21 protein-coding genes and 1 pseudogene are annotated in these 18,394 nt (G+C 63.6%); 14 read left to right on the forward strand and 8 right to left on the reverse strand.

The genetic code is table 11. From position 1 onward, the window contains the following. The first annotated feature begins 163 nt into the window (after positions 1 to 163). The 4 genes from ctaC (at position 164) to ACMX2H_RS06765 (ending at position 4,083) form a co-directional block, all read left to right on the forward strand. Positions 164 to 1,009, forward strand: coding sequence for an aa3-type cytochrome oxidase subunit II (ctaC, locus tag ACMX2H_RS06750; RefSeq protein WP_414959773.1), 846 nt, complete (start codon positions 164 to 166; stop codon positions 1,007 to 1,009). Between the two features lie 17 nt (positions 1,010 to 1,026). After that, the gene (gene ctaD / locus ACMX2H_RS06755) at positions 1,027 to 2,754 is read left to right on the forward strand and encodes an aa3-type cytochrome oxidase subunit I (protein WP_414959774.1); all 1,728 of its coding nucleotides are present in this window, start codon (positions 1,027 to 1,029) and stop codon (positions 2,752 to 2,754) included. 2 nt (positions 2,755 to 2,756) lie between these two features. After that, complete coding sequence (locus ACMX2H_RS06760; RefSeq protein ID WP_414959775.1) at positions 2,757 to 3,158, forward strand: cytochrome c oxidase subunit 4; 402 nt, start codon at positions 2,757 to 2,759, stop codon at positions 3,156 to 3,158. Between the two features lie 139 nt (positions 3,159 to 3,297). Beyond that, complete coding sequence (locus tag ACMX2H_RS06765) at positions 3,298 to 4,083, forward strand: GntR family transcriptional regulator (RefSeq protein ID WP_414959776.1); 786 nt, start codon at positions 3,298 to 3,300, stop codon at positions 4,081 to 4,083. 133 nt (positions 4,084 to 4,216) lie between these two features. Here the strand turns inward: ACMX2H_RS06765 and qcrB are convergent, their stop codons facing one another. The 4 genes from qcrB to ctaE form a co-directional block, all read right to left on the reverse strand. Continuing rightward, entirely contained in the window at positions 4,217 to 5,863 is a 1,647-nt protein-coding gene (qcrB, locus tag ACMX2H_RS06770; protein WP_414959777.1) for a cytochrome bc1 complex cytochrome b subunit, read from the reverse strand. A gap of 2 nt (positions 5,864 to 5,865) precedes the next feature. After that, complete coding sequence (gene qcrA / locus ACMX2H_RS06775; RefSeq protein ID WP_414959778.1) at positions 5,866 to 6,894, reverse strand: cytochrome bc1 complex Rieske iron-sulfur subunit; 1,029 nt, start codon at positions 6,892 to 6,894, stop codon at positions 5,866 to 5,868. Positions 6,895 to 6,983: 89 nt separating this feature from the next. Then, positions 6,984 to 7,796: a cytochrome bc1 complex diheme cytochrome c subunit gene (qcrC, locus tag ACMX2H_RS06780; RefSeq protein ID WP_136785313.1), complete on the reverse strand. Its 813-nt coding sequence runs from the start codon at positions 7,794 to 7,796 to the stop codon at positions 6,984 to 6,986. Between the two features lie 78 nt (positions 7,797 to 7,874). After that, complete coding sequence (gene ctaE / locus ACMX2H_RS06785) at positions 7,875 to 8,513, reverse strand: aa3-type cytochrome oxidase subunit III (protein WP_414959779.1); 639 nt, start codon at positions 8,511 to 8,513, stop codon at positions 7,875 to 7,877. Between the two features lie 148 nt (positions 8,514 to 8,661). On the opposite strand from ctaE, the gene trpD reads away from it, so the two are divergent. Beyond that, positions 8,662 to 9,714 carry an anthranilate phosphoribosyltransferase gene (gene trpD / locus ACMX2H_RS06790; RefSeq protein ID WP_414959780.1) on the forward strand — a complete coding sequence of 351 codons (1,053 nt, stop codon included), beginning with the start codon at positions 8,662 to 8,664 and terminating at the stop codon, positions 9,712 to 9,714. Between the two features lie 115 nt (positions 9,715 to 9,829). On the opposite strand, the gene ACMX2H_RS06795 is transcribed toward trpD, so the two are convergent. After that, entirely contained in the window at positions 9,830 to 10,108 is a 279-nt protein-coding gene (locus ACMX2H_RS06795; protein WP_136785310.1) for an Lrp/AsnC family transcriptional regulator, read from the reverse strand. A 44-nt stretch (positions 10,109 to 10,152) separates the two neighbouring features. Beyond that, positions 10,153 to 10,560 carry a DUF3054 domain-containing protein gene (locus tag ACMX2H_RS06800; RefSeq protein ID WP_414959781.1) on the reverse strand — a complete coding sequence of 136 codons (408 nt, stop codon included), beginning with the start codon at positions 10,558 to 10,560 and terminating at the stop codon, positions 10,153 to 10,155. 83 nt (positions 10,561 to 10,643) lie between these two features. Here ACMX2H_RS06800 and ACMX2H_RS06805 point away from each other — a divergent pair, with 83 nt between their 5' ends. The 3 genes from ACMX2H_RS06805 (at position 10,644) to ACMX2H_RS06815 (ending at position 12,194) form a co-directional block, all read left to right on the forward strand. Continuing rightward, positions 10,644 to 11,015: a VOC family protein gene (locus tag ACMX2H_RS06805; RefSeq protein WP_414959782.1), complete on the forward strand. Its 372-nt coding sequence runs from the start codon at positions 10,644 to 10,646 to the stop codon at positions 11,013 to 11,015. Positions 11,016 to 11,085: 70 nt separating this feature from the next. Continuing rightward, entirely contained in the window at positions 11,086 to 11,673 is a 588-nt protein-coding gene (locus ACMX2H_RS06810; protein WP_414959783.1) for a sigma factor-like helix-turn-helix DNA-binding protein, read from the forward strand. Continuing rightward, positions 11,670 to 12,194, forward strand: a complete 525-nt coding sequence (locus tag ACMX2H_RS06815) for a hypothetical protein (RefSeq protein WP_414959784.1) — start codon at positions 11,670 to 11,672, stop codon at positions 12,192 to 12,194. Before ACMX2H_RS06810 ends, ACMX2H_RS06815 begins: the two co-directional genes overlap by 4 nt. Before the next feature lie 15 nt (positions 12,195 to 12,209). Here ACMX2H_RS06815 and ACMX2H_RS06820 read toward each other — a convergent pair whose 3' ends face one another. Then, positions 12,210 to 12,938, reverse strand: coding sequence for a GAF and ANTAR domain-containing protein (locus ACMX2H_RS06820; protein ID WP_414959785.1), 729 nt, complete (start codon positions 12,936 to 12,938; stop codon positions 12,210 to 12,212). Positions 12,939 to 13,100: 162 nt separating this feature from the next. Here ACMX2H_RS06820 and ACMX2H_RS06825 point away from each other — a divergent pair, with 162 nt between their 5' ends. From ACMX2H_RS06825 to ACMX2H_RS06840, 4 genes and pseudogenes are all read left to right on the forward strand, one after another. After that, positions 13,101 to 13,433: a hypothetical protein gene (locus ACMX2H_RS06825; RefSeq protein WP_414959786.1), complete on the forward strand. Its 333-nt coding sequence runs from the start codon at positions 13,101 to 13,103 to the stop codon at positions 13,431 to 13,433. Between the two features lie 309 nt (positions 13,434 to 13,742). Further along, a complete protein-coding gene (locus tag ACMX2H_RS06830) occupies positions 13,743 to 14,219 on the forward strand; it encodes a VOC family protein (protein WP_414959787.1) in 477 nt (158 codons plus the stop codon). Between the two features lie 146 nt (positions 14,220 to 14,365). Further along, a pseudogene (locus ACMX2H_RS06835) lies at positions 14,366 to 15,711 on the forward strand (amidase). A gap of 101 nt (positions 15,712 to 15,812) precedes the next feature. Continuing rightward, positions 15,813 to 16,058, forward strand: coding sequence for a hypothetical protein (locus tag ACMX2H_RS06840; protein WP_414959788.1), 246 nt, complete (start codon positions 15,813 to 15,815; stop codon positions 16,056 to 16,058). Positions 16,059 to 16,107: 49 nt separating this feature from the next. Here ACMX2H_RS06840 and ACMX2H_RS06845 read toward each other — a convergent pair whose 3' ends face one another. Further along, positions 16,108 to 17,085: a S1C family serine protease gene (locus ACMX2H_RS06845; RefSeq protein WP_414959789.1), complete on the reverse strand. Its 978-nt coding sequence runs from the start codon at positions 17,083 to 17,085 to the stop codon at positions 16,108 to 16,110. 232 nt (positions 17,086 to 17,317) lie between these two features. Between ACMX2H_RS06845 and ACMX2H_RS06850 the strand changes: the two genes are divergently transcribed. Together ACMX2H_RS06850 and ACMX2H_RS06855 are read left to right on the forward strand one after the other, a co-directional pair. Next, positions 17,318 to 17,659, forward strand: coding sequence for an ArsR/SmtB family transcription factor (locus ACMX2H_RS06850; RefSeq protein ID WP_414959790.1), 342 nt, complete (start codon positions 17,318 to 17,320; stop codon positions 17,657 to 17,659). A 12-nt stretch (positions 17,660 to 17,671) separates the two neighbouring features. Beyond that, positions 17,672 to 18,148 carry an SRPBCC family protein gene (locus ACMX2H_RS06855; RefSeq protein WP_414959791.1) on the forward strand — a complete coding sequence of 159 codons (477 nt, stop codon included), beginning with the start codon at positions 17,672 to 17,674 and terminating at the stop codon, positions 18,146 to 18,148. Positions 18,149 to 18,394: the final 246 nt, after the last annotated feature.

Genomic DNA, 18,394 nt, shown 5'->3' on the forward strand with positions numbered 1-18,394 from the left:
GCGTTCCCCGGCCGCAGCAGCGGCCGACGCACAGGGGAGCCTGTCACATGAAAGTCATGTGTGCGGGTAAGCTCTACAGTGAGTAGTAAAACTGGATATGAGGCCAGGGCTTTGCTCTGCCATGGCCCCATCACTTGCACGAAACAAAGAGGAAGGGCCGTCTGTGAGTTCGCAGGTTCGAACCGGCAGTCGACGCGCCAGAATTGCCAAGGCCACTGGTCTGGGCGCAGTTGGCGCGTTGTTGTTGACGGGATGTTCAGAAGAAGTCCGCCTGGGCTGGTTGCCCACGCAGCGGGACGTTACCAACCACACCCCGGAAATCATCGATTTGTGGGTTAATGGTTGGATCGCCGCGTTGGCTGTTGGTGTCCTGACCTGGGGCTTGATCCTCTGGTGCATCATCGCCTACCGCCGGCGCAAGGGCGAGACCGGCTACCCCCGCCAGCTCAGCTACAACCTGCCGCTCGAAATCTTCTACACCGCGGTCCCGATCGTTATGGTGTTGGTCTTCTTCTACTTCACGGACAAGACCACCACCAACCTCACCACCCGGACGGACAACCCGGACGTCGTCGTCGACGTGCGCGGCAAGCAGTGGGCTTGGGACTTCAACTACGTCAAGCAGGACAAGTACTTTGCCGGTGTGCAGGCCCACCTGACCGGTGAGACCGGCGTTCCGGAGACCCTGCCGACGCTGTACCTGCCGGTGAACAAGAGCGTGGAGCTGGAGATCAACTCCCGCGACGTCATCCATTCGTTCTGGGTTCCCGCCTTCCTTCAGAAGGTGGACATGGTCCCGGGCAAGACCAACTACCTGAACTTCACCCCGACCCGTGAGGGTATCTACGACGGCAAGTGCGCCGAGCTTTGCGGCGAATTCCACTCCGAAATGCTCTTCCGCGTCGCTGTGGTCTCCGAGGCTGAGTTCGAGGCGCAGATGGCACGGCTCAAGGACGGCCAGATCGGCGAAGAGTACGACCGCAACCCCTACGCTGAAGCGTCGAAGTAAAGGAGCGAGGGCCACAAGTGTCAACGTACGAATACACAGCTGACGACCGGGGTACCACGGTAGCTCCGCGCGTCGTCCCGCGGTCCAAGGGGCGCATCGTCGTCAACTGGATCACCTCCACGGACCACAAGACCATCGGGTACATGTACCTGATCACGTCGTTCATTTTCTTCTGCCTCGGCGGCGTGATGGCCCTGGTCATCCGTGCTGAACTGTTCGAACCGGGCATGCAGATCCTGCAGACCAAGGAACAGTACAACCAGCTCTTCACCATGCACGGCACGGTGATGCTGCTGATGTTCGCCACCCCGCTGTTCGCCGGCTTCGCCAACGTCATCATGCCGCTGCAGATCGGCGCCCCAGACGTTGCTTTCCCGCGATTGAACGCGCTGGCCTTCTGGTTCTTCCTGTTCGGCAGCGTCATCGCCGTTGCCGGCTTCATCACCCCGCAGGGCGCAGCCTCCTTCGGCTGGTTCGCTTACGCACCGTTGTCCAACACCACGTTCTCGCCCGGCGTGGGCGGAGACCTATGGGTGTTCGGCCTGGCACTGTCCGGCTTCGGCACGATCCTTGGCTCGGTCAACTTCATCACCACCATCATCACCATGCGGGCCCCGGGCCTGACCATGTGGCGGATGCCGATCTTCACCTGGAACACGCTGGTCACCGGCATCCTGGTCATGATGGCGTTCCCGCCGCTGGCCTCCGCCCTGTTCGCGCTTGGTGCTGACCGACGGTTCGGTGCACATATCTTCAACCCGGAAAACGGCGGCGCCATCCTCTGGCAGCACCTGTTCTGGTTCTTCGGCCACCCCGAGGTGTACATCATCGCCCTGCCGTTCTTCGGCATCGTGTCCGAGATCTTCCCGGTGTTCAGCCGCAAACCGATCTTCGGGTACAAGGGCCTGGTCTACGCGACCATCGCGATTGCTGCCCTGTCCGTGACGGTGTGGGCACACCACATGTACGTCACCGGATCGGTCCTGCTGCCGTTCTTCGCCTTCATGACCATGCTCATTGCGGTCCCCACCGGCGTGAAGTTCTTCAACTGGATCGGCACCATGTGGCGCGGATCGATCACGTTCGAAACACCGATGCTGTGGAGCCTGGGCTTCCTGGCTACCTTCCTGTTCGGTGGCCTGACCGGCATCATCCTGGCTTCGCCGCCGCTGGACTTCCACGTCTCCGACACCTACTTCGTGGTGGCGCACTTCCACTACGTGGTCTTCGGTACCGTTGTGTTCGCCATGTTTGCAGGCTTCTACTTCTGGTGGCCCAAGTGGACCGGCAAGATGCTCAACGAGCGCCTGGGCAAGATCCACTTCTGGATGCTGTTCCTCGGCTTCCACGGCACCTTCCTGATCCAGCACTGGCTTGGTGTTGAGGGCATGCCCCGCCGCTACGCGGACTACATGCCGGAAGACGGGTTCACCGCAATGAACCAGTTCTCCACCATCGCTTCGTTCGTGCTGGGCGCTTCGATGATCCCGTTCTTCTGGAACGTGTACATCACCTGGCGCAACGGCAAGAAGGTCGAAGTTGACGACCCCTGGGGCTTCGGTGCCTCGCTGGAGTGGGCCACCTCTTGCCCGCCGCCGCGGCACAACTTCACCTCGCTGCCCCGGATCCGGTCGGAGCGCCCGGCGCTGGACCTGCACCACCCGGAGCTCGCACCGCGGCACACCCCGACGACTCCGGTGCCGGCGGCCCAGCTGGCCGGTCCCGCTGACCAGAAGGATGCATAACTGTGAAGATTGAAGCCTGGCTATTCATCGCGCTTGCGCCGTTCTTCGCCATTGTTGGCACGGTTTACGGCTTCATGGGTCAGTGGCACGAACCAGTCGGTTACCTGGCGCTGTGGTTGACGGCCGGACTGTCGCTGATGATCGGCGGCTACCTCTGGTTCACGGCTCGGCGTGTCGGACCCCGTCCCGAGGACCGGGTAGACGCCGAAATCCATGAGGGTGCCGGCGAACAGGGCATGTTCAGCCCGTGGAGCTGGTGGCCGCTGGTCTTGGGCCTTGGGGCCGCTTCCGGCTTCATGGGTCTGGCAGTCGGCTGGTGGATCGTCTACATTTCCCTCGGCCTCACCACCGTAGCCATCATTGGATGGGTCTACGAGTACAGCCGTGGAGATCACGCCCACTAGGCGCATAGCACCACCTGAAGGGCCCGGAACCGCTTGGTTCCGGGCCCTTTCGCATGCCCGGGATCCTCCCGCGCTGCCGCATGGCTGGTCTAGACCGGGATAGAATGGCTTCGACCCCATCACCTGTGCAGGAGGCCGCATGTCCATCAGTTCGGCTGCGATCGAGGGCGAGATCGACGTTACCTCTCGCACTGCGAAGCATGTTCAGCTGCGGGACATCCTGCGCCGTCATGCCCAGGAACGCTGCGAACCCGGCAGCGCCTTCCCATCGGAGCGGGATCTGACCGAGCGCTTCGGCGTTGCGAGGATGACCGTACGGCAAGCAATCGACTCGCTCGTAGCCGAGCAGGTACTCGAGCGCATCGTCGGCCTGGGGACGTTTGTACGCCAGCCCAAGCTGGACCTGCAGGTCAAGCTCACCTCGTACACGGAAGAGATGCAGCGCCGCGGGATGGTCCCGGACGCGCGGGTGCTCAGCTTTGAGCAGATCGGCGCCACGCCGCTGGTTGCCCGCGAACTCCAGATCGAGGAGGGCCAGCCGGTGGTGCGTTTCCGCCGTCAGCTGCTGGCCGATGCCGAGCCCATGAGCGTGGACGAAAACTTCATCCCCGCCCAACGGGTGCCGGGCATCCTGGACGAGGGCCCCCCGTCGTCGCTGTACAACGTTCTGAGCGAACGCTATGGCCTGATCATGGAGTGGGGCGAGGACACCATCGAGGCCACCGCGGCGCAGCCCTCCATCGCCCGCCTGCTGAATGTGGACATCGGCTCGCCGCTCTTGAAAATCCAGCGGCATGCCTACGTGTCCAAGACGATGGTGGACTTTTCCATCTCGTACTACAGGGCGGACCGCTACAAGCTCTGGGTGCCGCTGCAACGGCCTGGTGGACGCGCGCCGCGTTCCTACAACGTGAAGAGGTATTAGGGGGCCCAGAGGGGCCTAGAACGCCGTGCCACGGTACTTTCAGCCAATGGGGGAGGTGCTGAAAAACGTTCCCGGCATAGACACAAGAATGGCCCCGGACTCAGTCCGGGGCCATTCTCATGCAGACGGTACTTTAGCGGCCGCTGACTTCCGCCTTTTCGGCAGGGGCCTCAACCTCGGCATGGTGGCTGTGGGCAGCCTCCAGCTCGGCCGGGGTTACCGGTGCCACGCGATCCTCGAAGAAGAACCGGGACAGGGCACCGCGCAGCTTTTCAGTGCGCTTGATGTGGCCGGCCTTGTTCGGCTGAGCCGGTAGTACCTCAGGCGACTCGAAGTTGACCAGGCGGTACAGCTTGTAGTCGTTCAGCGGCTCGTGGACCTCGATGAACTCGCCGTGCGGCAGGCGGACGATGCGTCCGGTCTCCCGGCCATGCAGTGCGATCTCGCGGTCCTTGCGCTGCAGTGCAAGGCAGATGCGACGCGTGATGATGAAGCCGAGGATCGGGCCCAGGAAGAACAGCGCGCGCAGCCAGTAGGTCACGTCGTTCAGCGACACGTGGAAGTGCGTGGCGATCAGGTCCGAGCTGGCAGCAGCCCACATCACACAGTAGAACACGACGCCTGCAACACCGATGCCGGTGCGGAACGGGGCGTTGCGCGGGCGGTCCAGGATGTGGTGCTCGCGGTTGTCCTTGGTGACCCAGCGTTCGATCCACGGCCAAGCGAACATCAGGGTGAACAGGATGCCGGCCGGCACGAGAGCCGGGAGCAGCACGTTCAGCGAGACGGTCCGACCGAAGATGACGAACTCGCCCACACCCGGCATCAGGCGCAGCGCGCCATCCACCCAGCCGATGTACCAGTCAGGCTGGGTACCGGCCGAGACGGGGGAGGGGTCGTAGGGTCCGTAGTCCCAGATCGCCAGGATCTGGAAGTTGGCCGCAATGACCGCCAGGATGCCGAACACTACGAAGAAGAAGCCGCCTGCCTTGGCCGCGTAGACCGGGCCGACCGGGAAACCGACGACGTTGGACTCGGTACGGCCCGGGCCGGGGTACTGGGTGTGCTTGTGCACCACGACCATGAACAAGTGGATGGCGATCATCAGCAGGATGAGGGCCGGGACCAGCAGGATGTGGAGCACGTAGAGGCGTCCCACGATGTCGGTACCCGGGAACTCACCGCCGAAGAGCAGCAGGGAGATGTAGGTACCAACGAGCGGAATTCCCTTGATCACGCCGTCGATAATGCGCAGGCCGTTACCGGAGAGCAGATCGTCGGGCAGCGAGTATCCGGTGAAGCCGGCAGCCAGGGCCAGAATCAGCAGGACGCAGCCGACAACCCAGTTCAGCTCGCGCGGCCGGCGGAAAGCGCCGGTGAAGAAGACGCGCAGCATGTGGAAGGATACCGAGGCGACGAACAGCAGTGCCGACCAGTGGTGCAGCTGGCGCATGAAGAGACCGCCGCGGACCTCGAAGGAGATCTGCAAGGTGGACTGGTACGCGACGGACATCTCGACGCCCTTGAGCGGGACGTACGGTCCGTCGTAGTGCGTCTCCGCCATCGACGGGTCAAAGAAGAACGTCAGGAACGTGCCGGAGAGCAGCAGGATGACGAACGAATACAGCGCGACTTCGCCGAACATGAAGGACCAGTGGTCCGGGAAGATCTTGCGTCCGAATTCCTTGACGATCGAGGAGCCGCCCACGCGGGTGTCGACGAAGTTGGTGATCCGTCCGACCCGCGTCTTGGGTGCGTAAGTATCAGTTGAAGCGCTCATGCTTAGCCACGCTCCCAGTAGCTCGGTCCAACAGGTTCATGGAAGTCGCTGGTCGCGACCAGGTAGCCCTCGTCGTCAACGCTGATCGGAAGCTGGGGCAAGGCGTGAGCGGCGGGGCCGAAGATCACCTTGCATTCCTGCGTCAGGTCGAAGGTCGACTGGTGGCAAGGGCAGAGCAGGTGGTGCGTGTGCTGTTCGTACAGCGCCACCGGGCATCCAACGTGGGTGCAGATCTTCGAGTAAGCAACGATGCCGTTGTAGTTCCAGTCTTCACGACCGGGGGAGACATGCAGCTCATCGGGGTTCAGGCGCATCAAGAGGACAACGGCCTTGGCCTTCTCCTCAAGCTTGTGCTCGGCTTCGTTCAGCCCTTCCGGGATAACGTGGAAGGCGGAACCGATGGTGACATCCGAGGCCTTGATCGGGGTGCCGCTGGGGTCGCGGGTCAGACGGACGCCGGCATCCCACATGGTGTGCCGCAGCACGTCCGGATTCAGGTCCTTGGAGAGGTCGCGGAAGATTCCGATGGCAGGCAGGATGGCCAGCACACCGGCGCCGATCAGCGTGTTGCGGATCAGCGGACGGCGGGAGATGCCCGATTCGTCGAGGACCTGGCCGATGATTTGTTCTGCGTCCCGGCGGTCCTCTTCGGTGCGGACCTCGTGGCGCTCTTCCACGATTTCGTGGTCAGGCATGAGGGTCTTGGCCCAGTGGACAATGCCGACGCCGATGCCCAGCATCGCGAAGGCCGTGCCCATGCCCAAGGTGAAGTTCTGAAAACGCAGCGTTGCGATGGTGTCATCCAAACGGATGCCAAAGTACCCGACGAAGAAAAGTACGGTGCCAATGATGGAGATTACGAAGAGTATCGCAACCTGGCGTTCGGCGCGCTTTTCCGCCCGGGGATCTTTGTCGGCACGGCGCGGGCGGTGCGGGGGAAGTCCAGGATCCTGAAACTTCTCCACGTCGCTCTGACCAGCCGTAGCAACGGTGCCCGAGGTGCTCGGACTGCCGTGACTATGGTCGCCCATGATCCCTCTCATCCTTCTGTAAATAGTTCAAAAACATAATGACTGGTGACGCTTCTGCGGCGGCCTTTGCAGGCCGCCGGAAGCGAAGGTTATGAAGACCGCTGGGTCAGCCAGATGGTGAACGCAATGACGACACCCAATCCGGCAGTCCACATCAGCAGGCCCTCGGATACCGGACCGAGCGAGCCGAGCGAGAAGCCACCCGGGGTGCCCTGTTCTTCAATCGTCTTCAGGAAGGCGATGACATCGCGCTTCTCCTCGGGGGAGATGTTCGCGTCGTTGAACACCGGCATGTTCTGGGGGCCGGTGGCCATGGCTTCGTAAATGTGTGCTTCGCTGACGCCGGCCAGGGCGGGGGCGAACTTGCCGCGTGTCAGGGCGCCGCCAGCGGCGGAAGCGTTGTGGCACATGGCGCAGTTGACGCGGAAGATCTCGCCGCCGGCGGCGGGATCTCCCTTGGAGACATCGAGAATGTCTTCGTCCGGGATGGCCGGACCTGTGCCGAGGGATGCCACGTACGCAGCCAGCTGCCTGGTCTGCTCTTCGTCGAACTGGTTCGGCTTGACCTGCGCCTGCGGGCCGGACATCTGCATCGGCATGCGGCCGGTTCCCACCTGGAAGTCGACAGCGGCAGCGCCAACACCGATCAGGGCCGGGCCTGCCTGGTTGCCGTGTGCACCCTCCGGGGCCCCGACTGCACCAATTCCGTGACAAGTTGCGCAGTTGGCCACGAAGAGCTTTTCGCCCTCTTCGATGTCCTGCGCGGAAAAGTTGGTGGTCTGGGCCTTGGCCTCGTTGACATTGCCAGCAACGGCGTACAAGCCGCCGGTGACCAGCAATCCCAAGAGCAACAGGGCAACGGCCGCCAGGGGGTGTCGTCGCCTCTGGGAGAGTGCCTTCACTTGATGGTTCCTAACTCTGCGGTGCGTGTGCGTAGATGTTCGGCCGGGGTGAGCCTGCACGATGCGGGCCCTGGCCGTCTACTTCAGGAAGTAGATGATGATGAAGAGAGCGATCCACACGACGTCGACGAAGTGCCAGTAGTACGACGTGACGATGGCGGATGTGGCTTCGAAGTGACCGAACTTCTTAGCGACATAGGCGCGGCCGATGATCAGCAGGAAGGCGATGAGCCCGCCAGTGACGTGAAGGCCGTGGAAGCCGGTAGTGATGTAGAACGCTGACCCGTAGGCGTTGGAGGACAGCGAGACTCCCTCGGAGACGAGCATCGCGTATTCGTAGGCCTGGACGGAGACGAAGACGGCACCGAGGAAGAACGTCAAGAGGAACCACTCGACCATGCCCCACCTGGCGACATTGAGGAGACCGCCGGTGCGGCGGGCCTGCAGGCGCTCTGCGGCGAAGACGCCGTACTGGCAGGTGAAGGAGCTGGACACCAGGACGATGGTGTTGGCCAGCGCGAATGGAACGTTCAACTTTTCGGTTTCAATCGCCCACATCTCGCCGGAAGTGGCGCGGAGGGTGAAGTACATGGCGAAAAGACCGGCAAAGAACATCAGCTCGCTGGAGAGCCACACAACGGTTCCGACAGAAACCAGATTGGGGCGGTTCAGCGTTGGATGCGCCGGGGTGCTGGGGGCGTGGGTTGCAGTTGTCACAAGGCCATTATGTCTATAAATCCGCCTAGTTCACCAATGCATCCGAACGCGCGGCGCGGCGTTTGGGTTCCCAACCCGCGGTATTCCGCGGAACGGCGCGGAAGTTAACAATCCGGAAGTTTCTACAAAACGTAGATAACCTAGTGAAGTGACGACGGAACCGAACGCTCAGAACACACCCACCTGGCCGGAACTGATTTCAGCCCTGATCTCGCGGCAGGACCTTACGTCCGCTCAAACGGAGTGGGCGATGAATGCCATCATGTCCGGCGCGGCCACCGATGCGCAGATGGCGGGCTTCCTGGTCGCGTTGCGCGCGAAGGGCGAGACCGTCGACGAACTGACAGGGCTGGTGGAGGCCATGGTCGGCAACGCGCGGCCGATCGACATTCCCGGCGAGAAGCTGGACATTGTCGGCACGGGCGGAGACCGGCAGAACACCGTCAACATTTCTTCCATGGCCGCCTTGGTGTGCGCTGGGGCCGGCGCCCGGATCGTCAAGCACGGGAACCGGGCGGCGTCGTCGTCCTCCGGTTCAGCCGATGTGATTGAAGCCCTGGGAGTCCGTCTTGACCTCCCCGTGGAGCGGGTGGCGCAAACAGCCGTCGACGCCGGCATCACCTTCTGCTTTGCCCAGGTCTTCCATCCGTCCATGCGCTACGCGGGCGCTGTCCGCGGAGAACTTGGAGTGGCCACGGCCTTCAACTTCATGGGACCGATGACCAATCCGGCAAACCCCACGGCGGCCGCCATCGGCGTTGCTGACGCCCGGCTGGCGCCGCTGATTGCCGGCGTGCTGGCTGCCCGCGGCATCCGCGCGCTGGTATTCCGCGGCGGGGACGGGCTGGACGAGCTGACCACGACGGGTCCTTCATCGGTGTGGGAAGTCCGTGACGGCGCCGTCACGCAGTATGACTTGGATCCCTTGGACCTGGGCGTCGCTCGGGCCACACTGGACGACCTGCGCGGCGGCGATGCGGCTGCGAACGCCGAGGTGGTGCGCCGCGTCCTGGCCGGCGACAAGGGGCCGGTGCGGGACGCCGTCGTCCTGAATGCTGCGGCAGCGCTGGTAGCCAATGACATGTCCGCGGACGCACCGCTGCTGGAACGGCTGGCGGACGGCTTGGCGCGCGCCAACGCGGCCATCGACAGCGGTGCTGCGGCCGGGGCCTTGCAGCGTTGGATCGATGCTACGCGCTGATGACTGCTGCTGCCGATTACTGGCGGCAGGTTAAGCGGCCGACCGCTTAAAGCGAAGTGCCCCGGGTGCCAGTTCCCATGAACTGGCATCCGGGGCACTTCCGCCGCTGGCTGCCCTACTCGAATCCCAGCGAGAAAGCGGCATCCAGATCATGCTTTGAATAGGCACGGAAGGCGATGTGCGTTGTGGTGGCCTGTACGCCCTTGACCTTCGAGAGGCGGTCGGCGATCACGTCGGCCAGGTCGTCGTGCTTGGCTACACGGGCCACAGCGATCAAGTCCCATTCGCCGGTGACCGAGTAGACCTCGCTGATGCCCTCGATCTCGGAGATTTCCTGCGCGCACTCCGGGATCCGGGTTGCATCGGTCCGGATGAGAACGAATGCTGTAGCCACTGCACTGCCTTTCTGCTGGAACGGAATCTTTCCTATCACCGAGGTTATTCCACCCGCCGACGGAAGCGTAGTTTGATGAACAGTGTCGCCAGCGCGCGCCAGCCCAGCAGCAGCGCGCCGAGCACCAGGAACGTCACGATCTGGAACGACACTGCGAGCCCACCTCCTGCCAGGCCCCGCAGGGCAAGACCCAGGACCACTGCTGCCAGCCAGACCGCAACCCCGGTGGGCCAGAGCGCGATCGGCCGGCGCCAGCCGCGCACAACCGCCCAGCCAATCAGTGCCCCGATCAGGAACGGGGCTGCGGTCAGGAGAATGCCGACGACGGCAAGGCCGTGTTCATGCGTGTTTCGGCCGGCTGCCGCAAACAGAACGATGGCCGCCAGATCCAGGGCCAGCGACCCTGCAGCCAGCGGCAGGCCAGCGTGAAGCCGAGGGGAAGTTTCAGTCACCACTCCAGACTATCGGCCGCGGGCGGGCGTACGATTCGGCTAGGCCAGAGTGCGGAACCGAAGCGACCGAGGGGAGAGGAAGCATGAAGCTGGCGCAGGTTGCTTTGGGCGTGCAAGACCTGGACCGAGCAACTGCTTTCTACACCGAATTATTCGGGTATCCGCCAGCCGGCGTCTTTAATCCGCCGGGGTTGGTGTTCTTCGATCTCGACGGCGTCCGGCTGCTGTTGGAGGTTGGAGCGCCGGCGGCGCTGTTGTACCTGCAGGTGGATTCGGTCAGGAACCGGGTGGAGGAACTGCGCCGGCACGGAATCACGGTAGTCGAGGAGCCGCACGTGATCTTCCGGCATGAGGATGATGCCTTGGGGCCGGCCGGAACGGACGAATGGATGGCTTTTGTCCGTGATTCGGAAGGCAACCTGGTGGGTCTCGTCAGCCACGAGCCGGGGGAATAGCGGCGTCGGCTTGCGGTCCTCTACACAACCCTGCATAGTTGTGAGAATAATTACAAGGAAGCAGGGTTGTATGTTTGTGCTGACGGTTGACCAGCGTCGGTCCCGAAGCCGCGAGGATCTGGTGGAGGACGCAGTTGACGTCCTGAACTCCGATTCCGCCCGCCCGCTGCTCCGCAGGTTCGAACGCACTGCCGGGGATGAGATGCAGGCAGTCATTGCCGACGCCTCGGTGGCGGGGGGAATCGCGTTGGATTTGGCCACCAGCAACAACTGGAGCGTCGGCATCGGCATCGGCACCGTGGATGACCCGCTGCCGGAGTCCACGCGGGCAGGCTCGGGTCAGGCGTTCGAGCGTGCGCGGGAAGCGGTAACCGCAGCCAAGACCGCCCCGGGGAACATCGCCGTCTCTGGTGCCCGAACGGAAGCCGGGCATGCGGAAGCAGTGCTGCAGTTGCTGGTATCCGTGGCACGCAAGCGCAGTAAGGAGGCGCGCGAAGCCGGGGAGCTCAGTGATCAAGGACTCACCCAGCAGCAAATCGCCGAACGGCTGGGCATCACGCAGCAAGCTGTCTCAAGCAGGCTGCATAGTGGACTTTGGCACGAGTGGCGCCGGGGGCAAACGGTGGCACTGGCACTGCTGGAAGGAGCCGATCGATGAGCGCTGTGGCACTCGTGGTGCTCTGCGTGGCTGCTGCCGTGGCCGGTCCAATGTACTTTGAGCGGTTCCAGGGAGCGGGTAACCGCTGGCTCTACGCTGCCAGCGGCCTCTCGCTGCTGCTGCTGGGGGTCGCGGCGCTGCTGGCGGTGCTGGGGCAGGGCGGGCTGGGGCCAGTCGCCTATGCCTTGGGCGTGGCGGCGGCCGCGATCGGCGGCGGCCCTGCCACAGTCACCATCCTGCGGTTGTCCTTCAACGCCTCCCACCCGGAGAACCACAGCGACCCGGAGGAGTCTCCGGTTCTGCGCGGAGGCGCCTGGATCGGAGTGCTCGAGCGGACAGCCATTGCTTCGACGCTGTTGGCCGACTGGCCGGAAGGCCTGGCTGTTGTCCTGGCGGTGAAGGGCTTGGGCCGGTACTCAGAGCTCGGCCAGTCCGGGGCAGCCGAGCGATTCATCCTCGGCACGTTCGCGAGCGTACTCTGGGCCGCGGCAGCCACCGGCATTGCGGTGCTGGTGCGATGAGCGGGCAATAGCCGGTCAGTCGTCGAAGCGCGTGGCCGCAGCGCCGGCCAGCGGCTCGACGATGCCTTGAGCAACGTCTCGAAGTTTGACGTTGCGTGCGTTTGACGCACGGCGCAGAATCTCCATGGCCTGAAGCTGGCTGCACGAATTCTGACCCATCACGATGCCGGCGGCGAGGTTGATGGTGGTGCGGGATTCCAGGGCCGCCACCAGATGCGCGGTTCGCTGGACCATCCGGTCCAGCCGTTCCGCAAGCAGGAGGGGTTTGGCCGCGATACGTGCAAAGTTGGCGGCCGCAGCAACAGAACGGTCGTCGAAGCCGTACCCTTCGCGGTCATAGAAGGACAAGACGGCGCCCAAGCCGCCGACGTCCACGCGCAGCGGTACTGCCAGGATGGAGCCGATCCCGGCGGCCGACGCGTCCGCCATCAATGCATTCCACCGTGTCTCCGCCGAGACGTCGTGCACCAGTACCGCGGTTCCGGTCCGCAGGGCACTCAGTCCGGGACCGTCGTCGTAACCAGCCTGGTATTCCGCCCAGAGGATCGGCCCGGTTACAGCAGACACCGTGCGTTCTTGGCGGCCGCGGAGCACCAACGCGCTACAGGCAGTGTGGCCGCCTGTTTCAATAGCCGTGGCGGCGTGCTCGGCGAGTTGATCGAGGAAGTCCTGCAGATCGTCACTGTTGAGCAGGGCGTCTTGCACCGTGTCGACTAGCTGTGCCTCTGAACCGGCCTCACCCATGGCAGCCACCTCCGGAGGGCGGGCCATCAGCCGGTGGGCTTTGGGGCCCGCGTTTCGTCCATTCCGAAATATTCTATGGGTTTTGTTGCTCACGTCACATCCCCCTCCTATGATGGTCTTCGGTCAAGGAGCGGCCATGGGGAACTCTTGAGGGGACTGACTATGGATCCCAAATTGCGTGTGGTCGTTCGTGTGGACATGGACAGGGAATCCGCCCAGATTGAAGTGCGCGGACATGTGACAACCCGAAACATCGTGGCGCTTTACTCGCTGGTCCGGCGCACTAGTGCGTTGGCTTCCGGTTTGGGCGTCATCATCAACCTGCAGCACGCTCGCATTGAAGCTGCAGCACTTGAGGAGTTGCACAACTGCAGCCAGAGCGAGCATTTGCCCGGCTATGTGGACCCGGCTGGGGAGGCTTGCCGCCTGCGGGTCATCGATCCGCCCGGCAGCGGGGCGGCGGCAGGCTTGGCCATGGCCGGCGTCGCGGGCTGAACCGGGAGGCCGACATGACGTTGACTACCGGCGGGCGTTCCGCCCAGTCCAGCCCGGACGTCCCGAATGCGCCAGACTGCCAATCCTGCGGCACAGACCAATTTCTCATCGTCGAGGAATTCACTCCGTTGCGCCTGCTTCCGGGCGGCCAGCGGATACCGGCAACCGCTAGCTACAGCTGCAGCAGATGCGGTTCCTTCAGCGGTCACGAAGTGCCCGACTCGTGGGCGCCGGTCGGTTGGTTCTGGTACGCGTAACACAAGTGGTGCGTCCAGCGAGGTACGTCCAGGACAGGGGGAGGAGCCCATCATGCAGAAGATCACACCGTGCCTCTGGTTTGACGGTGAAGCCGAAGAAGCGGCGCAGTTCTACGTCCAGTTGTTCAAGAACTCGAACATTCTCGACGTGACGCATTACGGCGAGAGCGGCCCCGGAACGGAAGGGCAGGTCTTAACCGTAGAGTTCGAACTGGACGGTCAGTCTTTCACTGCGCTGAACGGGGGAGCGCAGTTCACCTTCAACGAGGCCGTGTCGATGCAGGTGGACTGTGAGGACCAGGCCGAAGTCGACCGGCTCTGGGATGCCTTGACCGCAGACGGCGGCGTCGAAAGTCAATGCGGTTGGCTCAAGGACAAGTACGGATTGTCCTGGCAAATCATTCCTTCGGCTCTGCCACGGCTGATCGGCGGACCGGATCCGCAAAAGGCCCAGCGCGCGATGGAAGCGATGCTTCAGATGAAGAAGATCGATATTGACGAACTCCAGCGCGCTTACGACGCCGGGTAACAGGGTCCGCGGTGGCAACGGCTGCGGCGGCGGGTACCGACACCGGTAGGCTGATGACCTGATAGCCCGTTGCCAATGCACCTTCAGGAGTAGCTCTGGAGCCTTACGAGTACGCCCTGCTCGACGCCGTGGGACTCCGGGAATTGATGCTCCGCGGCGAACTAACGGCCGATGAGATTGTGGAGTGCGCACGCGCCGCAGTCGAGTCCGTCAATCCGGACCTCAACGCCTTAACCTTGCCGCTGCTCGACGAGCCGCAGGAGTACGACGCCGACGGCTGCTTAGCGGGAGTGCCTCTCCTCATCAAGGACAGCTCTCCCTTTGCCCGCGGCATGCCCTTCAGCCTGGGCAGCCGGGCGATCCGAGGCGCCGTTGCCACCCAGGACCACCAGTTGATGACCGGCTTCCGTTCGGCAGGACTGGCGGCCCTGGGCCAAACAACTGCCCCGGAGCGAGCTTTGCCACCGAATCTCGGCGGTACGGCATCACACGGAATCCGTGGGCGCTGGACAGGGGCGTGGGAGGGTCCAGCGGCGGTGCTGCTGCACTGGTCGCTGCCGGTGCGGTCCCTCTGGCGCATGGCAACGACGGTGCGGGCTCGCTCAGGATTCCGGCCGCTAGCTGCGGAGTGATCGGCCTGAAACCGAGCCGGGGCCGGACACCCCGCACCGCGACGCTGAGTGCGTCGGCGCAGGAACCCGCCGTCGAATTCGCGGTGACCAAATCCGTCCGCGACACGGCGCAACTGCTGGATGCCGTGGGCCTGTCCCTTCCGGGGGAGCCAGCGTGGGGGAGCGGACGCTATGTCACCGCCATCTCCCGCGCCCCCCGCCGACTGAAGATAGGCATCAGCACCGAGCCGTGGAATGCCACCGCCGTCGACCATCAAGTGGCAGCCGCAGCAGTGGCTGCTGCGGAGATGCTGGAGTGGATCGGGCATTCCCTCGTGCCGGGAAAGCCCAGACTGGACAGCGAAGACATCGTTGAGGGCGAAATGTTGGCTATTTATGCCGCCGGCCGTGCGATGTTGTCGGCTCCCCGGCCGGTCGACGCGTCCCTGCTGGAAGCAGTCTCGAGGCTGGTGCTGGTCGAGGCGTCGGCAGCCGACGCGGGCGCGCTACACGCTGCAACCCAGGCCCAGCGGCGGATCACGGCAGCAGTTGACCGGTTCTTTGAGGTCCACGACCTTTTGGTCACACCGACGCTCGCCCAACTGCCGCTTCGCCACGGCACGCTCGACTACGACGACCCCGAGGGCGACGTTCGGGCCTGGCTGCGCAAGCTTTTTGATTACGGGCCATTTACTGCTGTCTTTAATGTTTCCGGACATCCAGCCATCAGCCTGCCGTTGGCGGAGAGCCGGGAGGGGCTCCCTATCGGCGTGCAACTCGTGGCGCCCATGGGCGGCGAGGACCTTCTGCTGCAGGTGGCGGCTGAGCTGGAGCAGGCGATGCCGTGGACAGGGCGGCAACCGTCCATCTTCGCTGGTTAGTCTCTTGCCTGCAGGGCATGGCGGGTCCTGTCGGTGGCGGCGGAGGCCGGTGTCGGGCCCTAGGCCTTGTGGCCGACGAATCGCGGGCGTATACCGTAGGTATGTTTACTCCGGTTGGTCCATTAGTGCATTGGCTGGAATTTTTCGCGTGGAGCGTGGCTCTCGTGGGACTGGTGGTCTTCCTGTTGGCCGCGGATTCCATCGTGCTCTCGCACCCCCACGGCGAACGGCTGACACAGGACCACTCCAGGCACCTCACGATGCTCATAGCCGGCTGGCTTGCCGTCATCGGCGCGGTGACTGGATTCGTCCTGACCGCCATGGCCGTGTGGAACGGCAGCTACTGACAGCTCCAGCCTCCCGGAACCGGCCGCGCAGGTGCCTCGGCGTCCGCGGCTAGAGGCCCTCTGACATTTCCTCGGGCAAAGCTATGACATCCACCAAGGCACCGGACCTGAGGACTGTCATCGGAAACGGTACGCCGATGGCGTCGGCAAAGAGCAACTTCTGCAGGCTTTCCGCGCTGGAGACGTGGCGCCGGCCGGCGTCCACCACGAGATCGCCTTGCTTGATCCCGGCACGTTCGGCGGGGGAGCCGGCAATGACTTCCACTACTCTCAGCGCGTCCCGCTGCCCCGAACGTAGGGCCATGTGCACCGGAAGGCGTACCGGTGTGCTCACCAGGCCAAGGTAAGCGCGTCTAACCCGGCCGCCGCTCATGAGTGCGGAGATGATGCGCCGCGTAGTCGCATTGATCGGGACTGCCAATCCCAAACCGGTACCGGCGACGGCGGTATTGATCCCGACCACGCGTCCATGGCTGTCGGCGAGGGCGCCGCCTGAATTGACGGGGTTCAGTGCTGCATCGGTTTGAATCACGTCTTCGATCACGTGCCGGCCACGACGGGACCGGGTGGGAATCGAACGTCCAAGCCCGCTGACAACGCCTGCGGTGACCGATCCGGCCAAGCCCAGCGGGTTACCCACGGCAATGACCAGCTGTCCCACCCGCAGCGACTCGGCGTCACCCAGCTCGGCGGGCGAAGGCGTGTTCGACAGGCCTCGAATGACTGCCAGGTCGGACAAGAGGTCGGCGCCGACAATCTCGATTTCCGTAACCTCACCGTCGGCGAACGCGGCAGAACCCGCTTTTGCGCCCGCGACCACATGGGCGTTCGTCAACATAAAGCCGTCCGCGGTGAAGACTACGGCGGAGCCGCTGCCGGCCGGGATCCTGTTGCCGGGCCCGTTCCTCACGTCGATCGCAGCAACATGCGGGGTGACGATTTGGGCAACACGCATAACTGTCTCCGAGTAGGTGTCCATCGGATCGTTGTCAGAGGAACGGTCCGGGCCCATTCCATTGGTGTCCATGGAAGTCCTTGCGTACGACTGCTGTGAAGATGGAACGGTCTCCAGGCCGACGCTAATCCGGATGCTGCTACGCCGTCAGTGAACGCAGCAGCCTCCGACGCTTGTGCTGGCGGTGCTCCAGACAGCAATCCGGGGCTGTGCGGTGTTGTCCAGGCGGGAATATCCGGTTCAGACATCCAGTGCAGAAACTTAGCCCTTGCGCTTAGCATTGCGGAAACGGTAACTTAGCCGTATGGCTCAGTATTCAGGGGAGCTCGACGGCGTCTTTCACGCCCTGGCCGATCCCACCCGGCGAGCGGTACTAGGCCGGCTGGGGGCTGGGCCAGCGAGCATCAGCGAGCTGGCGGCGCCGTTTGACATGGCTCTGCCGTCGTTCATGAAGCACATCCGCTACCTCCAGGACACTGGGTGGATCACGACCCGTAAAACAGGCCGAGTGCGCGTGTGCACCCTCGAGCCGAAATCGTTTGAGGACATAGAAGCGTGGCTGAGTGAGCAGCGACGCATCTGGGAATCCCGCACCGACCGTCTCGAGCAGTTCGTTACGACGTCTCAAGATGACGCCTCAAGATAAGGAAGCATCGGCATGACCACATCTCTTCATCCCGAGCTGGACCTAACCGTCTCTCGCATCATCAAGGCTCCACGTTCCGCCATCTGGAATGCCTGGGCCGATCCCGCAAGCTTCGAGCAATGGTGGGTTCCCGCACCACAGGTCTGCCGCGTGCGGGAGATGAACCTCAGGCCGGGCGGCGCCTTCCGCACCGAAATCAGCGAGGATGGCGGTGCGTTTGGCCCGCACATCACCGGCTGCTTCCTCGCCATCGATGAGCTCGAGCGGATTGTCTTCACCGACGCGCTCGTCTCCGGATGGCGGCCGGCGGAAGCGTCCTTCCTGACCGCTGTCATCACCATGAAAGATCACCCGGAGGGGACCGAGTACACGGCCACCGCCATGCACCGCAACACCGCCGACCGGGACCAGCATGAGCAGCTGGGATTCCATGACGGCTGGGGCACGGTCATTCGTCAACTCGCCGAACGTGTAGAGCAGTCTGCTTAGCCAGGCCGTCGAGGCGGACGACGGGCGCCGCATATCGACACTGTCAGCGACCTGCAAGTGACCCGCACTTGCCGTCAGGCCGAAACGCATCGTCCAGCAGCGGGCTGCGTCGACACAGCGCCGCCGAGGATGTTGGCAGTTTTAGACAGCGTGGCCACCGACGATGCTGGCAGGTTTAGCCTCAAAAGGACATGCCGAAGTTAGCGGGTGTGGCTCGAGGAACATCCGGAAAGGATGGTGGAGCGG

It is taken from the genome of Arthrobacter sulfonylureivorans (genome assembly GCF_047607445.1).
GTDB classification, from domain to species: Bacteria; Actinomycetota; Actinomycetes; order Actinomycetales; family Micrococcaceae; genus Crystallibacter; species Crystallibacter sulfonylureivorans_A.

Bases quoted from the DNA above. Each gene is read 5' to 3' on its own strand.
- ACMX2H_RS06765 (WP_414959776.1), top strand. From the start codon at position 3,298: ATGTCCATCAGTTCGGCTGCGATCGAGGGCGAGATCGACGTTACCTCT.
- qcrB (WP_414959777.1), bottom strand. From the start codon at position 5,863: ATGAGCGCTTCAACTGATACTTACGCACCCAAGACGCGGGTCGGACGG.
- qcrA (WP_414959778.1), bottom strand. From the start codon at position 6,894: ATGGGCGACCATAGTCACGGCAGTCCGAGCACCTCGGGCACCGTTGCT.
- ACMX2H_RS06805 (WP_414959782.1), top strand. From the start codon at position 10,644: ATGAAGCTGGCGCAGGTTGCTTTGGGCGTGCAAGACCTGGACCGAGCA.
- ACMX2H_RS06810 (WP_414959783.1), top strand. From the start codon at position 11,086: ATGTTTGTGCTGACGGTTGACCAGCGTCGGTCCCGAAGCCGCGAGGAT.
- ACMX2H_RS06815 (WP_414959784.1), top strand. From the start codon at position 11,670: ATGAGCGCTGTGGCACTCGTGGTGCTCTGCGTGGCTGCTGCCGTGGCC.
- ACMX2H_RS06820 (WP_414959785.1), bottom strand. From the start codon at position 12,938: ATGGGTGAGGCCGGTTCAGAGGCACAGCTAGTCGACACGGTGCAAGAC.
- ACMX2H_RS06825 (WP_414959786.1), top strand. From the start codon at position 13,101: ATGGATCCCAAATTGCGTGTGGTCGTTCGTGTGGACATGGACAGGGAA.
- ACMX2H_RS06830 (WP_414959787.1), top strand. From the start codon at position 13,743: ATGCAGAAGATCACACCGTGCCTCTGGTTTGACGGTGAAGCCGAAGAA.
- ACMX2H_RS06840 (WP_414959788.1), top strand. From the start codon at position 15,813: ATGTTTACTCCGGTTGGTCCATTAGTGCATTGGCTGGAATTTTTCGCG.
- ACMX2H_RS06845 (WP_414959789.1), bottom strand. From the start codon at position 17,085: ATGGACACCAATGGAATGGGCCCGGACCGTTCCTCTGACAACGATCCG.
- ACMX2H_RS06850 (WP_414959790.1), top strand. From the start codon at position 17,318: ATGGCTCAGTATTCAGGGGAGCTCGACGGCGTCTTTCACGCCCTGGCC.
- ACMX2H_RS06855 (WP_414959791.1), top strand. From the start codon at position 17,672: ATGACCACATCTCTTCATCCCGAGCTGGACCTAACCGTCTCTCGCATC.